At 36.7% G+C, this 18337-nt stretch carries 15 protein-coding genes; 11 read left to right on the top strand and 4 right to left on the bottom strand.

Going from position 1 to position 18337, the window contains the following annotated elements; translation table 11 throughout:
- Positions 1–14: 14 nt before the first annotated feature.
- The 3 genes from REB14_RS12655 to ileS form a co-directional block, all read right to left on the bottom strand.
- Positions 15–260, bottom strand: coding sequence for a DUF6576 domain-containing protein (locus REB14_RS12655; protein WP_079243452.1), 246 nt, complete (start codon positions 258–260; stop codon positions 15–17).
- A gap of 78 nt (positions 261–338) precedes the next feature.
- On the bottom strand, positions 339–719 hold the full coding sequence (locus REB14_RS12650; protein ID WP_002983772.1) for a TraR/DksA family transcriptional regulator: 381 nt from the start codon (positions 717–719) through the stop codon (positions 339–341).
- A gap of 58 nt (positions 720–777) precedes the next feature.
- Positions 778–4173, bottom strand: coding sequence for an isoleucine--tRNA ligase (ileS, locus tag REB14_RS12645; protein ID WP_309522355.1), 3396 nt, complete (start codon positions 4171–4173; stop codon positions 778–780).
- A gap of 479 nt (positions 4174–4652) precedes the next feature.
- Between ileS and REB14_RS12640 the strand changes: the two genes are divergently transcribed.
- The 3 genes from REB14_RS12640 (at position 4653) to REB14_RS12630 (ending at position 8373) form a co-directional block, all read left to right on the top strand.
- A complete protein-coding gene (locus tag REB14_RS12640) occupies positions 4653–6314 on the top strand; it encodes a M23 family metallopeptidase (protein WP_309522354.1) in 1662 nt (553 codons plus the stop codon).
- Positions 6315–6405: 91 nt separating this feature from the next.
- On the top strand, positions 6406–7698 hold the full coding sequence (gene flxY, locus REB14_RS12635) for a flexirubin biosynthesis putative acyl-CoA ligase FlxY (RefSeq protein ID WP_079243449.1): 1293 nt from the start codon (positions 6406–6408) through the stop codon (positions 7696–7698).
- 75 nt (positions 7699–7773) lie between these two features.
- Positions 7774–8373 (top strand): hypothetical protein, encoded by a 600-nt coding sequence (locus REB14_RS12630; RefSeq protein WP_079243448.1) that lies wholly within the window; start codon positions 7774–7776, stop codon positions 8371–8373.
- A 34-nt stretch (positions 8374–8407) separates the two neighbouring features.
- Here REB14_RS12630 and REB14_RS12625 read toward each other — a convergent pair whose 3' ends face one another.
- Positions 8408–9664, bottom strand: coding sequence for an NAD(P)/FAD-dependent oxidoreductase (locus REB14_RS12625; RefSeq protein ID WP_309522353.1), 1257 nt, complete (start codon positions 9662–9664; stop codon positions 8408–8410).
- Positions 9665–9762: 98 nt separating this feature from the next.
- On the opposite strand from REB14_RS12625, the gene flxA reads away from it, so the two are divergent.
- From flxA to REB14_RS12585, 8 genes are all read left to right on the top strand, one after another.
- Entirely contained in the window at positions 9763–11283 is a 1521-nt protein-coding gene (gene flxA / locus REB14_RS12620; protein WP_079243446.1) for a flexirubin biosynthesis tyrosine ammonia-lyase FlxA, read from the top strand.
- 83 nt (positions 11284–11366) lie between these two features.
- Positions 11367–12098, top strand: a complete 732-nt coding sequence (gene flxB, locus REB14_RS12615; RefSeq protein ID WP_079243445.1) for a flexirubin biosynthesis SDR family reductase FlxB — start codon at positions 11367–11369, stop codon at positions 12096–12098.
- Position 12099: 1 nt separating this feature from the next.
- Entirely contained in the window at positions 12100–13320 is a 1221-nt protein-coding gene (locus REB14_RS12610) for a beta-ketoacyl-[acyl-carrier-protein] synthase family protein (protein ID WP_309522352.1), read from the top strand.
- 4 nt (positions 13321–13324) lie between these two features.
- Positions 13325–13579 carry an acyl carrier protein gene (locus REB14_RS12605; RefSeq protein ID WP_047377388.1) on the top strand — a complete coding sequence of 85 codons (255 nt, stop codon included), beginning with the start codon at positions 13325–13327 and terminating at the stop codon, positions 13577–13579.
- A 119-nt stretch (positions 13580–13698) separates the two neighbouring features.
- Positions 13699–14583, top strand: a complete 885-nt coding sequence (locus tag REB14_RS12600; RefSeq protein ID WP_309522351.1) for an LpxL/LpxP family acyltransferase — start codon at positions 13699–13701, stop codon at positions 14581–14583.
- Between the two features lie 175 nt (positions 14584–14758).
- Entirely contained in the window at positions 14759–16285 is a 1527-nt protein-coding gene (locus REB14_RS12595; RefSeq protein WP_309522350.1) for a phytoene desaturase family protein, read from the top strand.
- A 1-nt stretch (position 16286) separates the two neighbouring features.
- Positions 16287–17975 carry a C45 family peptidase gene (locus REB14_RS12590; protein WP_309522349.1) on the top strand — a complete coding sequence of 563 codons (1689 nt, stop codon included), beginning with the start codon at positions 16287–16289 and terminating at the stop codon, positions 17973–17975.
- Positions 17972–18337, top strand: a complete 366-nt coding sequence (locus REB14_RS12585; protein WP_079243441.1) for a hypothetical protein — start codon at positions 17972–17974, stop codon at positions 18335–18337. The genes REB14_RS12590 and REB14_RS12585 overlap by 4 nt, the downstream gene beginning before the upstream one ends.

Genomic DNA, 18337 nt, shown 5'->3' with positions numbered 1-18337 from the left:
CTTATATTTAATTTTTACATTTTGGACAGTTCATCAAGTCTTTTCCTGTCTTTCTCAGACAGATCATTGACTCCATTTTTGCCCATCTTACTCAAAAGTCTGTCGATCTCTTTCTCCCTTTCACGTTTATCAGAATTGAATTGATCATCAATGGTATAGTTTTTCTGCGGTTCAGGAAAGAATCTGCTTTTGATCCATTCTCTGTTGAAAAACAGCAGCACTAGTGAGACAATCAATCCCAAAATTAATAATTCGCTCATGGGTATACATTAAAAATTAGGTTTATAAAGTATCCGTGAATACGATATAAACCCAATATTATTTTTCAAACCTTTCGGTTATTTTTGCATGTTTTTCGCTTCGATGCTCAGCGTAGCGTGAGGAACAGCTAAAAGTCTTTCCTTAGGAATCAGCTTTCCTGTTACTCTGCAAACACCATACGTTTTATTTTCGATTCTGATCAAAGCATTTTTAAGGTCACGCACGAATTTTTCCTGTCTTCCTGCCAAAATAGAATTCTGTTCTTTGCTTAACGTTTCTGCTCCTTCTTCAAAAGCTTTGAAAGTAGGAGACGTATCATCAGTACCATTATTCTGGTCATTGATAAAACTTTCTCTGATAAGCTGAAGATCCTTTTCTGCTTTTTCTATTTTTTCTTTAATGATCGCTTTAAATTCCTGTAAATCAGCATCGCTGTATCTAACTCTTTCGTCTGACATATTCTTTCTCTTTTTTAATAAAATTATGAAATGGAATTTGAAATATAATAACTACATGTTAATTTTTTTCAACATTTATCTTAAAATTAACCTCATCTATTTCGATTTCGTTAAAATTTGAAAGTGAAGATACAATTTCTATTTTATTTGACAAGACTTCGGAAGAAATATATTCCTCATTTTTCTTAATCTCATTCAAGAAAGGAGAACTTTCTTCTAATGTGATTGAAATTCTGTCTGTCAGATCAAAGTCTTTATCTTTTCGCAGGTTTTGAATTCTGTTGATGAATTCTCTTGCGATACCTTCAGATTTTAGCTCATCGGTTAACGTCAAATCTAATGCCACAGTTGTTTTTCCATCAGAAGTAACAGTCCATCCAGGGATATCCTTTGTAGAGATTTCCACATCATCAAGAGTAATCTCGTATCCTTGAACGTCTATTCTTCCTTCTTTTTCAAGACCGGCAATCTGTTCTGTAGTAAGATTTGCAATCTCGCCACCTACCACTTTCATGTCTTTTCCTAATTTAGGACCAAGAGCTTTGAAGTTAGGTTTTATCTGTTTTACAATTAAGTGAGATGCTTCTTCAGCATTAATTAACTGTAATTCTTTCACGTTTACTTCCTGTTTGATCAGGTCTGCTACAGCAAGAATCTGCTCTTCTGCTTTAGAATCCAATACAGGAACCAATACTTTTTGTAATGGCTGACGAACTTTTACATTTTCTTTCTTTCTCAAAGAGAAAACCATACTTGTAATGTTCTGTGCCAAATGTGTTTTTTCAACCAGATCCTGATCGATTAAGCTTTCATCAGCTACCGGGAAGTCTGTAAGGTGCACAGATTCACAGTTTTCTTTACCTGTTACTTTATTAAGATCCTGATACAACTGATCCATAAAGAATGGTGCAATTGGAGCAGAAAGTTTCGCCACTGTTTCAAGACAAGTGTATAAAGTCTGGTAAGCAGAAATTTTATCATCAGAATAATCTCCTTTCCAGAAACGTCTTCTGCACAGTCTTACATACCAGTTACTTAAGTTATCATTTACAAAGTTGCTGATTGCTCTTGCTACTCTTGTTGGCTCATAGTCTTCATAGAAAGCTTTTACTTCCTTGATGAGAAGATTAAGTTCCGAAAGGATCCATCTGTCGATTTCCGGACGGTTTTCCACTTCTTTTTCTGAATAGTTGAAGCCATCTACATTTGCATATAAAGCAAAGAATGAATAGGTATTGTAAAGTGTTCCGAAGAACTTTCTTCTTACTTCGTCAATTCCTTCAATATCAAACTTCAGGTTTTCCCATGGGTTTGCATTGGAGATCATATACCAACGGGTTGCATCCGGACCGTACACAGCAAGTGTTTCGAACGGATCTACTGCATTTCCTAAACGTTTTGACATCTTCTGTCCGTTCTTGTCCAGAACAAGACCATTACTCATTACATTTTTATAAGCAACAGAATCAAATACCGCAGTTCCGATAGCGTGAAGCGTATAGAACCATCCACGTGTCTGGTCAACACCTTCTGCGATGAAATCAGCTGGGAATGCTTTATTATTGTCGATTAACTCTTTGTTTTCAAAAGGATAATGCAACTGTGCATAAGGCATAGAACCTGAATCGAACCAAACGTCAATCAGGTCGCTTTCACGTCTCATTGCTTTTCCTGAATCAGAAACCAATACCACTTTGTCTACTACATTTTTGTGAAGATCTACAAGTTCATAGTTAGACTCAGACATATTCCCGATGATGAAACCTTTGAAAGGGTTTTCAGTCATCAGTCCTGCTGCAATTGATTTTTCGATCTCATTATATAATTCTTCTACAGAACCGATGATTTTTTCTTCTTTCAGATCATCTGTTCTCCAGATCGGTAACGGAATTCCCCAATATCTAGAACGGGAAAGGTTCCAGTCGTTTACATTTTCCAGCCAGTTCGCAAAACGTCCTTCTCCGGTAGCTTTTGGCTTCCAGTTGATTTCTTTGTTTAAATTAACCAGTCTGTCTTTTACAGCTGTCATTTTCACAAACCAGGAATCCAAAGGATAATACAATACCGGTTTGTCTGTTCTCCAGCAGTGTGGATACGAGTGGACATATTTTTCTACTTTGAAGGCCTTGTTCTCTGTTTTCAACAGGATCGCAAGTTCTACATCCCATGATTTCTCAGGAGCAGTTCCTTCATCGTAGTATTCGTTTTTGATATAAGTTCCGGAAAATACCTCAGGAACATTTTCTCCTTTGATGAATTTCCCTTGTAAATCTACCAATGGTACAAGATTGTCATTTTCATCTTTTACCAACATTGGTGGGATTTCTGGCTGAGCCATTTTAGCTACTCTCGCATCATCAGCACCAAAAGTAGGCGCAGTGTGAACGATACCTGTACCATCCTCAGTCGTTACGAAATCTCCTAAGATTACTCTGAATGCATTCTCAGGATTATCATTTGGTGTAAACCAAGGAACTAATTGCTCATATCTTGTATCAACAAGTTTTTCTCCTGTAAATTCTTTTAGTATTCTGAAAGGAATTATTTTCGTTTCCGGAGTATAGTTGGCAAAATCTTCATCTGAACCTTCTGCATATTTTTTACCGAAAACCTTAGGTAAAAGAACACTTGATAACACTACTGTTACAGGTTCAAATGTATATGGATTGAAGGTTTTAACTACAACATATTCAATATCTCTCCCTACGGTAAGAGCAGTGTTGGATGGAAGCGTCCATGGAGTCGTCGTCCATGCAAGGATATGTACATCTCCGTCAACATCATTAAACAATGCTGAAGAGTCTTTCTTTACTTTAAACTGAGCCACAACCGTTGTGTCCGAAACATCACGATAGGTTCCAGGCTGATTCAGCTCGTGAGAAGAAAGTCCTGTTCCTGCTTTTGGAGAGTAAGGCTGGATCGTGTAGCCTTTGTACAACAAATCTTTGCTATACAACTGCTTCAACAACCACCAAACGGTTTCCATATATTTAGACTTGTATGTGATGTACGGATCATCAAGGTCTACCCAATATCCGATTTTCTCCGTAAGGTTATTCCATACGTCGGTATAACGCATTACTGCTTCGCGGCAAGCTTTGTTATAGTCTTCAATAGAGATTTTTTTGCCAATATCTTCTTTCGTGATTCCTAACTCTTTTTCTACACCCAGTTCCACAGGAAGACCATGCGTATCCCAGCCTGCTTTACGGAAAACCTGCTTTCCGTTTTGAGTCTGGTAACGGCAGAAAATATCTTTCAATGCTCTTGCCATTACGTGGTGAATTCCAGGCATACCGTTTGCTGAAGGCGGACCTTCATAAAAAACAAACTCAGGATTTCCCTGACGAATCTCAACACTCTTATTGAAAGTTTTATTTTGTTTCCAAAATTCCGCTACATTGTCTGCTACGTCAATAAGGTTGAGGTTTTTGTATTCTTTAAATTGGCTCATTGTAAATATCTCAATATCGTTGATTAATTAAGTCTGCAAATTTACTAAAATTTGTCGGTTTATAATATATGTTTTATTTTGATATCTTCTATTAAAAAGTTCAATTTCAGAAATATAATAAAGAAAATTGTGAAAAGTGAATGGTGAATGGTCAATAAGTGAATTTTTCTGGGTGTTTTTTATATAAAATTTAATGCAATTTATTCAATAGCAGTGGGCTTTAGCTCACTTAAATAATAAAACCAATCCTATTGCTTTAGCCAAAACCTAATGATTGCGCAAAGTTCACAAAGGTCTTATAAATGAGTTAAAATTGTTCGCAAAGGCGTTTCACTCAGCAAAGGAAATCTGTGGTTAAGAAAACAAAGGTGATTCTAAAAATGAATATCTTAATAAGCGCTTATTGGCCGGAATTTTGTACATTTAAGTAGACCTAAAAACCCAAATGCTGTATGAAAATCTTTCCCCAACTGATATTTATGATTTGTTTAATCAGCAGTATCATCACTCAGGCTCAAAATAATTATCCCCAAAATTATTTCAGAAACCCACTCAATATTCCCATGCAGTTGGCTGCCAATTTCGGGGCTATCAGGACTAATCACTTTCATATGGGGCTGGATTTAAGAACCAATAGCCAGGAAAATCTTCCTGTTCTTGCAGCTGCAGCTGGCTATGTGAGCAGAATAAAAGTAGAGCGATATGGATTTGGAAATGCAGTGTACATCACTCATCCTAACGGCTATACCACAGTATATGCGCACCTGAACAAATATTTTAATACACTTGATGAATATGTAAAAGAAAGGCAGTATAAAGATGAGAAGTGGGAACAGGATATTACCTTTCAACCCGGACAGTTTCCTGTGGAAAAGGGACAACAGATTGCCTTGAGTGGAAATACCGGAGGATCTGCAGGCCCACATTTGCATTTTGAAATAAGAGATGCCCAAACAGAAGAATGTTTAAATCCGTTACTTTTTGGCTTTGCCATTCCTGATAATATTGCGCCCATCATCAGTGGATTATATTGGTATGACCGACGGTTCAGTACTTATGAACCAGGAGCCAACAGTATTGCTGTAAAAAAAGCAGGAAGTATTTATACGGCTAACCTCGTTCAGGTGAATTCTCCTGAAATAAGTTTTGCCATTAAAGCAGTTGATAAAGCTAATCAGGGTTTTAATCTAGGAATTTATAATGCTGACCTATTGATGGATGGTAAGCTGATTTACAGTTTTAAAATTGATAAGATCCACTATGATGATACTCGTTACCTCAACGGCTGTATAGATTATACCAAATTCATCAGAGATAAAGTGGGAATTCAGCACTTATCTAATTTGCCAGGAATGAAATTGCAGAGCTACAGCCTTTCGAATGAAAATGGGATTATTAAGCTTCAGGATGAGAATATTCATACCATTGAAATTGTTCTGAAAGACGTCAAAGGAAACACAAGCCGTCTGACAACCAAATTTCAGTTAAACAAAACATCAGACAAAATACCTTCTACGGCAAAAACGATAATGGCTAATCAAGGGAAAACCATTACCACAGAAAATACGGAGATTGCCTTCGGTAAAAATGCTATGTATGATGCGGTAAATTTCAATGCTTATGAAAAACCGGATACAGATCCGAATGCGGTTTCAAACAGTATTGTTTTACAAAGTCCTTACATTCCAGTTCAGGATGAATATACTTTAAAAATAAAACCGAATAGAAAATTACCCAATACAGAAAAAGACAAAGCTGTTATCCTCCTTGATTATGGCAGCGATAAAACCGTTGTCAAGGTAAAATGGAATGGTGATTGGGCAGAAGGGAAATTCAACAGATTGGGTACAGCGAAATTGTTGATTGACAATAATCTTCCATCCGTTTCATCAGGCTGGGCAGAAGGTGCATTGGTTAATAGCAGTTCTTTACTCTTAAAAGGAGCAACGAAAGTGGGAGATATTATTTCATTCCGTGCCGAACTGGATGGCAAATGGTTGAGGTTTGCCCGTGTAAAAGATAATTTTGTCTACACTTTTGATGAAAAATGTCCTAAAGGATCAGGTTCTCATACTTTAAAAGTAACAACCATCAATACTTCCGGAAATACCAATACCCAAACTTTTACGTTTCAAAGATAAAACTGTAGCTGCAATCATGAATACATTTTACATGAATACCTCCTACAATCTTGTAATTTTAAATAAATTTGCCTTTTAAAAATTAAAATCATTGGAATTTCATCCGTTAATCGAGAAAGCAGGGATTCAGGAAATCAAAATATTTCAGGAAGAAAAACTTCATGAGCTTTTGACTTATCTTGAAACTCATTCCCCTTTTTACCAGAAACTGTTCAAAGAAAATAATATCAATATTGCTGACATTCGTACGTTGGAAGATCTTCAGAAGATTCCTACCACTACAAAGAATGATCTCCAGCAGTATAATCATGATTTTTTCTGCATAACACCAGATAAAATTGTGGATTACAGCACCACTTCCGGAACATTGGGAGATCCGGTAACTTTTGGACTATCTGATAATGACCTGGAAAGGCTTGCTTATAATGAGGCGATATCATTTGCCTGTGCAGGAATTCAGAAAGGAGATGTTGTTCAGATGATCACGACCATAGATAAACGGTTTATGGCGGGTCTTGCTTATTTTCTTGGTTTAAGAAAAATGGGAGCGAGTGTGGTGAGAATGGGGCCTGGAATTCCGGAACTGCAGTGGGATTCTATTTTCAGATACAAGCCAAAATATTTGATTACCGTACCTTCTTTTCTACTGAAAATGATTGATTACGCTGAAAAACATGGGCTAGATTATAAAAACTCCAATGTGTATGGGGCTGTATGTATTGGCGAAAGCATCAAAAATCAGGATTTTACAGATAATATTCTTTCACAGAAGATCAAGGAGAAATGGGATATTAAACTCTTTTCAACGTATGCTTCTACCGAAATGAGTACCGCTTTTACAGAATGTGAATATCAGCTTGGAGGCCATCACCATCCGGAATTAATTATTACAGAAATCCTGGATGATGAAGGAAATCCTGTAAAAGAAGGAGAAAGTGGTGAACTTACCATTACAACATTGGGTGTTGAAGCTATTCCTTTATTGAGATTTAAAACCGGAGATCTTGTAAAAGCGCATGATGAGCCATGCCAATGCGGAAGAAATACAATGAGATTAGGACCTGTAGTAGGAAGAAAGCAGCAGATGATCAAATACAAAGGAACGACATTGTATCCACCTGCTATGAATGATATTTTGAATGATTTCAACAATATCTTATGCTATCAGATTGTTATTCAGGCTAACGAAATCGGACTTGACGAAATTATCATTAAACTAAGTACAGAAGCATATCATGAAGGGTTTGTCAATGAAGTAAGAGACCACTTCCGTGCTAAATTAAGAGTGAGTCCGAAAATTGAAATTATAGATTTTGATGTTCTTTCTAAAACCGTTTTTAATCCAAACAGCAGAAAACCAATCACTTTTATTGACTTAAGATAAAATTAAAATAAAGAGTGGGTAAAGATTTCCTTTTTATAATATCTTTGGAATCTTAAATAGTAAAACTAATACACTATGAAAAAATTATTTCTGCTGCTTTTTGTAGCTATTACCACAGCAACTTTTGCCCAAAATCAAATTAATATTGAATCTGGAAATTTTGACTTTCTGAGAGATCAGACTGAGGTAAATGTTCAGTTTAAATTTGAAAGTCCTCTTTTCCAGGCAGATAATTATACTGAAGCCCAATATCTTGAAAGAAGAAAGACAGAGACGCTGGCTAAGAAAGGCGATGAATCATGGAAAGAATGGGATGAAGAGTGGAAAAAGCATAAAGAATCTGTTTTTTTTGATAAGTTTCTTGAAGGAGTAAATGGGAAATCGAAAAAAATAAAATTCAGTAAAGGGGCTTCGGCAAAGTACACCTTAATACTAGTTACAAAGTGGATCTATGCCGGATGGACAGGATTTGTAACACAGCCTGCTAAGTTATCCTCAGAAATGATATTTGTTGAAACTGAAAATCCATCTAAAGTGTTAACTAAAGTTCAGGGTGATAAGATTGAAGGGATAGGAAGTAAAGGTAGCTATCGTATGGAATACGGAAGAATATCTGCAGCCTATGAAAAAACAGGAAAAGAATTAGGGAAAGCTATTAAGAATGCTTTAAAATAAAACAAAAAACGGTCTGAATTTTCAGACCGTTTTTTTATGCTTGATTTTGCTGTTCCTGTTTTTCCAGCTTGATCAGGTTGGCAAGGTTTTTAATTACTGTATCGTGCTTTCTTACAAAAGGATTGTCTTTATTCCAGACATAGCCTGCTAAAACAGCACAGATCTTTTTCTTTACATCCGGATTTTCCGGTTGATGGAAGAATAATTCCTGAAGATTTCCGGTATACCATTCTTTTACATACGTTGTGAAAACATCTACTCCGTATAAAATATAATCTGTGTACTCTTTCTGCCAGTCAATTTTTTCTCCTTTCAACTGTCTTAACGCCAGTTTTGCGGCCAGCATTCCGGATTCTGTGGCAAAAGCCATTCCCGAAGAGAAAACAGGATCAAGGAATTCAGAAGCATTACCTGTTAAAGCAAATCCGTCTCCGAATAAACTTTTTACTGAACAGGAATAATCTTTAAGATGTCTTGGTTCAAAAAGAAATTCTACATCGCCAAAACGTTTTACATAATAATCAGAAAGAGAAATGGCTTTTCTCAAAGCTTCTGTTGTATCTCCGTTTTCAGATAATTTGTCGATATATTCAGTAGGACCTACGATTCCTAAACTTGTGTTTCCGTTGGAAAAAGGAATTACCCAAAGCCATACTTCTGTTTCAATAATGTCAAAAGAAATCAAAGTTCCTTCTTCTCCGGGTTCTCTGTTGATATCATTTACATGAGAGAAAATAGCAGAGTGAGGTGATAATTTTGAAGGTTTCTCCAAATCAAGAAGACGAGGCAGTACTCTTCCGTAGCCACTGGAATCGATCACAAACTTAGCATGAATCTCTTTTGTTGCTCCATCCTTGTTTCTTACCGTAGTTATGGAATCTGTTCCGTCAAATTTGATGTCTATAACCTCAGTTTCAAATTCAAGATCAATCCCCTTATTCATTACTTCCTGAGCAAGAGTATTATCAAAATCAGCTCTCGGAACCTGCCAGGTCCAGTCCCAGCCTTCCCCGAATTTGTTGCTGAAATCAAAAATGCAGACTTCGTCACCACGAAGAAAACGAGCTCCAAGCTTTTTTTCAAAGCCTATTTTATCTAATGCAGGGAAAAGTCCGGCCTCCTCAAAGTGGTCCATTACCCTTGGAATTAAGCTTTCACCCACTACGAGTCTGGGGAATTTTGTCTTTTCGACTACTTTTACGCTGACATTATTGTTCTTCAGGTACGAAGAAGACACGCATCCGGAGGGTCCGGCTCCGATTACAAGAACGTCAACAAATTCTTTGCTCATCTTTGATTTTTTATTTTAATAATAACTTTTATCTTTGCCGCAAAATTAGTGACAAATAATTAATATTTTACAAAATTATCAACTATTACTTTTAATTGATGAAAATAAATAACTTTTTAGAACTGAAAGACTTTCAAAAAATTATCATTGAGAATGAAAAAATAGAACTGGATGAATCACTTTTATCGAGAGTGGATAAAAGTTTTCAGTTTTTAAAAGAATTTTCAAAAAATAAAGTAATATATGGTGTCAACACTGGTTTTGGGCCTATGGCTCAGTTTAAAATCAGTGATGAAGATACCCACCAGCTTCAGTATAACCTGATCAGAAGCCATTCTTCAGGAATTGGAAATCCTTTACCTGCCGAAGAAGTAAAAGCCTGTATGCTGGCAAGGTTGAATACCTTATCATTAGGGAATTCAGGAGTGCACCAGTCCGTTATTTATCTTCTTCAGGAGCTGATCAACAGAGATATTACTCCACTGATCTTTGAACATGGAGGAGTAGGAGCAAGTGGTGACCTTGTTCAGCTGGCTCACCTGGCTTTGGTATTAATTGGAGAAGGAGAAGTATTTTATAAGGGAGAAAGAAAATCTACCAAAGAGGTTTTTGAAACTGAAGGATTAGAACCGATAAAAGTTGAGATCCGTGAAGGTCTTGCTTTGATGAACGGAACTTCCGTAATGTCAGGAATCGGTATTGTGAATGCTTATAAAGCGAATCAGCTTACAGATATTTCCCTTAGACTTTCTTGTGCCATCAATGAAATTGTACAGGCTTATGATGATCATTTATCAGCAGCATTGAATGGAACTAAGAAACATTACGGTCAGCAGAAAGTGGCAGAAAGAATGCGTGCTCACCTGGCAGACAGTAAACTGATCAGAAAAAGAGAAGAACATCTTTATACCCATTTTGAAGAACAGGAAAAAGTATTCAAGGAAAAAGTTCAGGAATATTATTCTTTAAGATGTGTTCCTCAGATTTTAGGTCCGGTACTGGATACGTTGGAATACACAGAAAAAGTTCTTGAAAATGAGATCAATTCTGCGAATGATAACCCAATTATCAACGTTGAAGACCAGCATGTGTATCACGGAGGAAACTTCCACGGAGATTATATATCTCTGGAAATGGACAAACTTAAAATTGTAGTTACCAAACTTACCATGCTTGCAGAAAGACAGCTAAACTATCTTCTGAATGCTAAAATCAACGAAATTTTACCTCCTTTTGTCAATTTAGGTAAATTAGGTTTCAATTTCGGGATGCAGGGGGTACAGTTTACAGCAACTTCTACTACTGCAGAAAGCCAGATGCTGTCAAACTCTATGTATGTTCACAGTATTCCAAACAATAATGATAATCAGGATATCGTTAGTATGGGAACAAATGCTGCTGTAATCTGCAGAAAAGTCATTGAAAATGCCTTTGAGGTATTGGCTATTGAAGCTATTACCATCATTCAGGCGGTTGAATATCTTGGATTCCAGGATAAGGTTTCATCCTCTACAAAAGAACTGTATGACGAAATCAGAAAAATTATTCCTGCTTTCTCAGACGATATGGTCATGTATCCGTATCTGGAGGAAGTAAAGAAATATCTGAAAGGAATGTAACTATTGGTTGCCATCAATTGTCTTTTAAAAAAAGGCTTCCAACATCAACTTAAAAAAACTAAAAACGATATAAACACTAACGCATGAAATGTGCAATTGTAACAGGAGGCTCCAGAGGAATCGGGAGAGCAATCTGTATAAAACTGGCTGAAGAGAAAAACTATCACATCCTTATCAACTACGCTTCAAATGAAACGGCAGCCAAAGAAACATTGGCTAAAGTGGAAGAATTGGGTGCTACCGGAGAAATCCTTAAATTTGATGTAGGAAACACCGAAGAAACACAAGCTGTTTTAACGGAGTGGCAGGAGAAAAACCCTGATGCCGTGGTAGAAGTGATCGTCAATAATGCCGGAATCACAAGAGACGGTCTTTTTATGTGGATGCAAAAGGAAGACTGGAACAGTGTAATCAATACAAGTCTGGACGGATTCTTCAATGTGACCAATTTCTTTATTCAAAAGCTGCTTCGTAACAAATACGGAAGAATCATCAATATGGTTTCTGTATCGGGAGTAAAAGGAACAGCTGGTCAAACGAATTATTCTGCAGCAAAAGGAGCTTTAGTAGGAGCTACAAAAGCCCTTGCTCAGGAAGTTGCCAAAAGAAATGTTACCGTAAATGCAGTAGCCCCTGGTTTCATCAAAACAGATATGACTCAGGAATTCAATGAAGAAGAACTGAAAGCAATGATTCCTGCCAACAGATTCGGAGAAGCAGAAGAAGTGGCGGATCTTGTAGCATTTTTAGCATCTAGAAAATCTTCCTACATTACAGGAGAAGTGATTAATATTAACGGAGGAATTTATTCATAACATGGAAAATAGGGTTGTAATTACCGGAATGGGAATTTATTCCTGCATCGGGACGTCTTTAGAAGAGGTCAGGGAATCCCTATATCAAGGAAAATCCGGTATTGTTTTAGATCAGGACAGAAAAGAATTTGGTTTCAGGTCCGGCCTTACAGGAGTAGTTCCGAAACCTGATCTGAAAAATCTTTTAAACAGACGCCAGCGTGTCAGCATGGGAGAAGAAAGCGAATATGCTTATCTTGCTACTATGGATGCTTTAAAACAGGCGAATCTGGACGAAGAATTCTTAGATGCTCATGAAGTGGGGATCTTATACGGAAATGACAGTGTTTCCCAGGCAGTCGTAGAATCTATCGATATTGCAAGGGAAAAGAAAGATACTACATTGATGGGATCGGGAGCGATCTTTAAATCAATGAACTCAACAGTGACGATGAACCTTTCAACCATTTTTAAACTGAAAGGAATTAATCTTACCATCAGTGCAGCATGTGCAAGCGGTTCCCATTCTTTGGGACTGGCTTATATGATGATCAAAAACGGATTTCAGGATATGATTATCTGTGGTGGTGCTCAGGAAACCAACAAATATTCCATGGCGAGTTTTGATGGATTGGGAGTATTCTCAGCCAGAGAAGATGAGCCTACAAAAGCATCCAGACCTTTCGATGCAGAAAGAGACGGACTGATTCCCAGTGGCGGAGCAGCCAGCCTGATTGTTGAAAGCTTAGAATCTGCCCAAAGAAGAGGAGCTCCGATTATTGCCGAAATTATCGGGTATGGTTTCTCTTCAAACGGAGGTCATATTTCAACACCCAATGTGGACGGGCCGGCTTTAGCAATGGACAGAGCGTTAAAACAATCAGGATTAAAAGCTTCAGACATCGATTATATCAATGCTCATGCAACGTCTACTCCAATTGGGGATGCCAATGAGGCAAAAGCCATTTATGAGATCTTCGGGAGTGAAGTTCCGGTAAGTTCTACCAAATCTATGACGGGACATGAGTGCTGGATGGCAGGTGCAAGTGAAGTTATCTACTCCATTCTGATGATGCAGAATAATTTTGTTGCTCCGAATATTAATCTGGAAAACCCTGATAATGAAGCACAAAAGATAAATTTAGTGGCAAAAACAAAAAATCAAAAAATTGATGTATTTTTGTCGAATTCTTTTGGGTTTGGGGGAACCAATTCTGCATTAATAGTTAAAAAATTTGATTAAAAACATGGAAAGGGAAAAAATTGTTGCTATTGTTAATGATTTTCTTGTCAACGAATTCGAGGTAGACGGAGACGAAATCAGTAACGATGCCAACCTTAAAAATACACTGGGCTTAGACAGCTTAGATTATATCGACATGGTAGTCGTGATCGAATCCAATTTCGGGGTGAAATTAGGAGAAGCAGATTTCAAAAAAATGGTAACATTTGATGATTTCTATACAACGATTGAAAATAAGATTGCTGAAAAAAACGCTTAGTTATTGAGTAAATCTTTATTCTATAAAATGTGCCAATGTAACAATATCACAGTGATCCGGTAACGGACACTTCAAAAAGGTATTATTACATTGGCTCTCTGTTATATTAAATTCTAGATATGAACAAGTGGAAAGGTAAATCTAAAGGAACAGTACTCGGATACAGAATATTCGTCTGGTGTATTAGAAATATCGGGATCAGAAGTTCATATGGTGTGCTGTATTTTGTAGCAGCATATTATTCACTGTTTCAGAAGAAAAGCAACCAATACATTCTTTATTATTTTCAGAAAAGACTGAACTATGGATACTGGAAATCCAAAACCTCCATATTTAAAAGTTATTTTACCTTCGGAAAAGTTCTGATCGATAAAACAGCTATTTCTGCCGGACTTAGAGAAAAATACACCTATGAGTTTGACGGTATTGAAAACCTCAGAAATCTTTTAGCCGCTAAAAAAGGAGGTGTACTGATCAGCGCTCATATCGGTAATTTTGAAATTGCAGAGCATTTTTTTGCCGATATTGATTTCGACTGTCAGATCAATCTGGTGACTACAGATCAGGAAGTTACCGTCATCAAGGAATATCTTGAAAGTGTTGCTGTAAAAGAGAGTAATATCAAGTTCATCTATGTAAAAGAAGACATGTCTCATATCTTTGAGATCAATCAGGCTTTGTCCAATAATGAGCTTATCTGCTTTACCGGAGACCGTTATTTTGAAGGATCCAAATATCTGGAAGCAGACTTATTGGGAAAGAGCGCAAAGTTTCCGGCTGGCCCGTTTTTGATTGCCTCAAGATTGGGAGTTCCCGTAGTCTATGTGTATGTGATGAAGGAAAATAATCTTCATTACCACTTGTATGCAAGAGTGGCTCAGAATATCAAAAACCGTGATTCACAGGGGCTTTTACAGTCATATGTTCAGAATCTGGAAACCATGGTGAAAAAATATCCCCTTCAATGGTTTAATTATTTTGATTTTTGGGATGATGTTGATTAATTTTTCTATTTTTATCCCGTAAAAACAAACGAAAAACTAAAAACCATTAAGATGTACTAAGAATTAAGATCATTAAATAGTATTTTCCAAATAAAATTTCTTTGTTTACTGTACCAAAGTAATCTTTAAATATCTTAAATTCCCTGTTTCTTAATTATTAAAAGCACATTCTCTTTTGAAGAAAGCATATGACATACTTGTAATCGGCAGCGGATTGGGAGGTCTTGTTTCGGCTCTTATTTTGGCGAAAGAAGGTATGAAAGTGTGCGTTCTTGAGAAAAATAATCAATATGGAGGAAATCTGCAGACCTTTTCAAGAGATAAACTTATTTTTGATACCGGAGTGCATTATCTGGGAGGCTTATCCAAAGGGCAGAATCTGAACCAGTTCTTTTCCTATCTTGAAATCATGGATGATCTTGAACTTCAAATAATGGATGAAGACGGCTATGACAGGATTAGCTTTGGAGATGATGAAATAGAATATCCACATGCACAAGGCTATCAGAATTTTGTAGAACAGCTTTCCAAATACTTCCCCGAAGAAAAAGAAAATCTTGAAAACTATTGTGAAGAAATTCAGTATGTATGCAGCCAGTTTCCCAGATATCATGTGGTAGGAAAAGACAACTACAACGAAGAAATCCTGCACCTTAATACCAAAAGATTCATCGAATCTGTTACCCAGAATAAAAGACTTCAGTCGGTTTTACTGGGTTCTAACTTTTTATATGCCGGAGATTCTGAGAATGTTCCCTTTTATGTACATGCTTTGACGGTAAATTCTTATATCCAAAGTGCTTACAAATGTGTGAAAGGAGGAAGTCAGATCTCTAAACTTCTGATCAGAAAACTTCGGGAATATGGAGCCGAAGTACACAAGCATTCGGAAGTGTCAGAATTTGTTTTTAATGAAAATAATATACTGACCTCTGTCAAAACAAAAACAGGAAAAGAATACACGGCAAAACAATTTATTTCAAATATAGAAATCCGTTCCACTATTAAGCTTATTGGTGAAGAAAGACTTAAGAAATCTTTTCTGAACAGGGTTTTAAGCTGGAAGCCGGTTTCATCATGCTTTAGTATTTACCTTGTTTTAAAACCTCACTGTCTTCCGAATTTTAATTATAACAGATATCATTACTCCTCTGAAGAACAGGTTTGGAACGCATTCCAATACCGGAAAGAATCATGGCCGGAAACGTATATGCTTTCTTCCACACCGTCGAAACGTCATCCTGAATTCGCAGAAAGTCTGACGGTGATATCTTATATGGATTTTGATGAGGTTAAAGAATGGGAAAATACCTTCAATACTGTTGCTGATGAGCATGAAAGAGGAAATTCTTATGAAAGATTTAAGCTTGAAAAAACAGAAAAAATGCTTGACGCTCTGGAAAAGAAAATTCCAAATGTAAGGCATGCCATTGAAACACTCTATACTTCCTCTCCTTTGTCTTATCGGGACTATATCGGGAATTGTGAAGGAAATATGTATGGATACATGAAAAGCTCGGAGAATCCCCTTAAAACGATGGTTTCTCCCCGTACCAAAATTGACAATCTTTTTCTGACCGGACAATCCGTGAATATGCATGGGATCTTAGGCGTTACTATCGGAGCTTTTAATACCTGTGCTGAAATTATCGGAAAAGAAGCGATAGATATGCGGCTGACCCAAATGATTAATAAAAACTAAAGTGAAAAAAACTAAAACCATTTATTCATCTTACAAAAGAATTTTTCTTTATTTCACTTTTTGTGTTTTACTCACATCTTGCGGAATCTCAAAGTCCATCAAACATATTCCCGAGGTAAAACAATATGCTCTGGAAGTTCCGAAAGTAAACCAGATCAATGACAGTACATTCAGCTACAATCAGAATTATCTTACCAAAAATAGACAGCAGCTCTGGGAACTTTATATCAAAGGAAATCCTTTGCAGCTTGGATATAATAACGGAGCATTGACTCAAAGCTTAATGCAGAAACAGGAAGGTATTTTCTTTTCAAAAGTGGAAGGGTTTGTGCCCTCAAAATTCAGACAAAGGCTGTTAAGAGGCTTTTTAAAATGGTATAACAGAAAAATGTACCTCAACGTAAGAGAAGATTATCAGGCAGAATTATTTGGCTTGTCACAATATTCATCCAATCAGTATGATTTTATTGCACCCAAATATTTAAGAAATCTTTACCTGCATGGAGCGCATGATATAGGACACGCTATGCAGGATCTTGCTATGGTGGGCTGTACATCTCTTGCTGTATGGAATGAAAATACTGAAGATGGAGACTTGTTGATTGGAAGAAATTTCGATTTTTATGTGGGAGATGATTTTGCTAAAAATAAATTGGTAGAATTTGTGCAACCCGAAGAAGGCATTCCCTACATGTCGGTAAGCTGGCCGGGAATGATTGGTGTGGTTTCCGGAATGAATAAAGAAGGAATTACAGTGACCATTAACGCTGGAAAATCAAAAATTCCTTTAACGGCAAAGACTCCGATTTCCCTTGTTACAAGAGAGATTCTGCAATATGCAAAAAATATAGAAGAAGCTATTGCCATTGCCCAAAAAAGAAAAGTTTTCGTTTCAGAGTCCATTCTTGTGGGAAGTGCGGCAGATAAAAATGCAGTCATTATTGAAGTTTCACCTAAGAATTTCGGAGTGTACAGAGTGCAGAATACCAGCAGAGTTCTTTGTACCAATCATTTCCAGTCTGAAGCTTACAAAGATGACAAAAGAAATCAGACACAGATTGAAGAAAGCCATTCCGAATATCGTTATGAAAAACTTCAGGAGCTTTTGCAGGAAGAAAAAAAGATCACTCCGGAAAAGATGGCTTCTATTTTAAGAAATAGATCCGGATTGAAAGATAAAAATATAGGTTATGGAAATGAAAAAGCACTTAATCAGCTATTGGCTCACCATGCCGTTATATTTTCGCCTCAGAAAAAGCTGGTTTGGGTTTCTTCTAATCCGTATCAGCTGGGAGAATTTGTATGTTATGATCTGAATGAGATTTTTTCCGGGAAGCAGTTGTCGCAAAGTTTACAGGCAAAAACAGGATTGAATATTGCGAGAGATCCGTTTGCTGATTCTGAAGAGTTTGAGCATTATGAACAGTCTAAAATGTTGGGCAAAGAAATCAATGAGGCAGCTGATGACAAAAAGATGCTGTTGACAGATGATATAATTCCATCCTACCAAGCCATGAACCCTGATTTTTGGCAGGTCTATTATCAGTCGGGAAAATATTATTTTAGCAAAAAAGAATATTCAAAGGCAAAAATGGAGTTTGAAAAAGCATTGACGAAAGAAATTACAACAGTTCCGGACAGAAAAAATGTTGAAAAATACCTGAAGAAAACTTTAAAGAAACTGAAATGATCCCTAAATATATAAAACTGCTGTTCTGCATTCCTTTTGTCATTATCATCTGTTATTCTGTGTATTTGTGTACCGTTTACAGTTCAATACCAGACACCATCACTATTCACGGTTACGGAAGTATGAAAGACAATTATGGAAGCAAAATCTTTCTTGTGTTTCCTGTACTTATGAATCTCGCTGTTCTTGTGTTTATTTGGCTGATCATCAGAAGACCTGATAAAATAAAATTTACTTTTGAAATCAAAGACGATGAAAAAGAAAAAACCTACCATATCACACAGTTAGCTCTGGTAATTATTGCGATATTTGTCACCATAATGATGACGCCATTATCATTCGCTGATGTGGTTTATAAATAA

The sequence above is a fragment of the Chryseobacterium metallicongregator genome, assembly GCF_031324065.1.
GTDB classification, from domain to species: domain Bacteria; phylum Bacteroidota; class Bacteroidia; order Flavobacteriales; family Weeksellaceae; genus Chryseobacterium; species Chryseobacterium metallicongregator.
This window is presented reverse-complemented; position numbering and strand designations above follow the sequence as displayed.

Bases quoted from the DNA above. Each gene is read 5' to 3' on its own strand.
- REB14_RS12655 (WP_079243452.1), bottom strand. From the start codon at position 260: ATGAGCGAATTATTAATTTTGGGATTGATTGTCTCACTAGTGCTGCTG.
- REB14_RS12650 (WP_002983772.1), bottom strand. From the start codon at position 719: ATGTCAGACGAAAGAGTTAGATACAGCGATGCTGATTTACAGGAATTT.
- ileS (WP_309522355.1), bottom strand. From the start codon at position 4,173: ATGAGCCAATTTAAAGAATACAAAAACCTCAACCTTATTGACGTAGCA.
- REB14_RS12640 (WP_309522354.1), top strand. From the start codon at position 4,653: ATGATTTGTTTAATCAGCAGTATCATCACTCAGGCTCAAAATAATTAT.
- REB14_RS12630 (WP_079243448.1), top strand. From the start codon at position 7,774: ATGAAAAAATTATTTCTGCTGCTTTTTGTAGCTATTACCACAGCAACT.
- REB14_RS12625 (WP_309522353.1), bottom strand. From the start codon at position 9,664: ATGAGCAAAGAATTTGTTGACGTTCTTGTAATCGGAGCCGGACCCTCC.
- flxA (WP_079243446.1), top strand. From the start codon at position 9,763: ATGAAAATAAATAACTTTTTAGAACTGAAAGACTTTCAAAAAATTATC.
- flxB (WP_079243445.1), top strand. From the start codon at position 11,367: ATGAAATGTGCAATTGTAACAGGAGGCTCCAGAGGAATCGGGAGAGCA.
- REB14_RS12610 (WP_309522352.1), top strand. From the start codon at position 12,100: ATGGAAAATAGGGTTGTAATTACCGGAATGGGAATTTATTCCTGCATC.
- REB14_RS12605 (WP_047377388.1), top strand. From the start codon at position 13,325: ATGGAAAGGGAAAAAATTGTTGCTATTGTTAATGATTTTCTTGTCAAC.
- REB14_RS12600 (WP_309522351.1), top strand. From the start codon at position 13,699: ATGAACAAGTGGAAAGGTAAATCTAAAGGAACAGTACTCGGATACAGA.
- REB14_RS12585 (WP_079243441.1), top strand. From the start codon at position 17,972: ATGATCCCTAAATATATAAAACTGCTGTTCTGCATTCCTTTTGTCATT.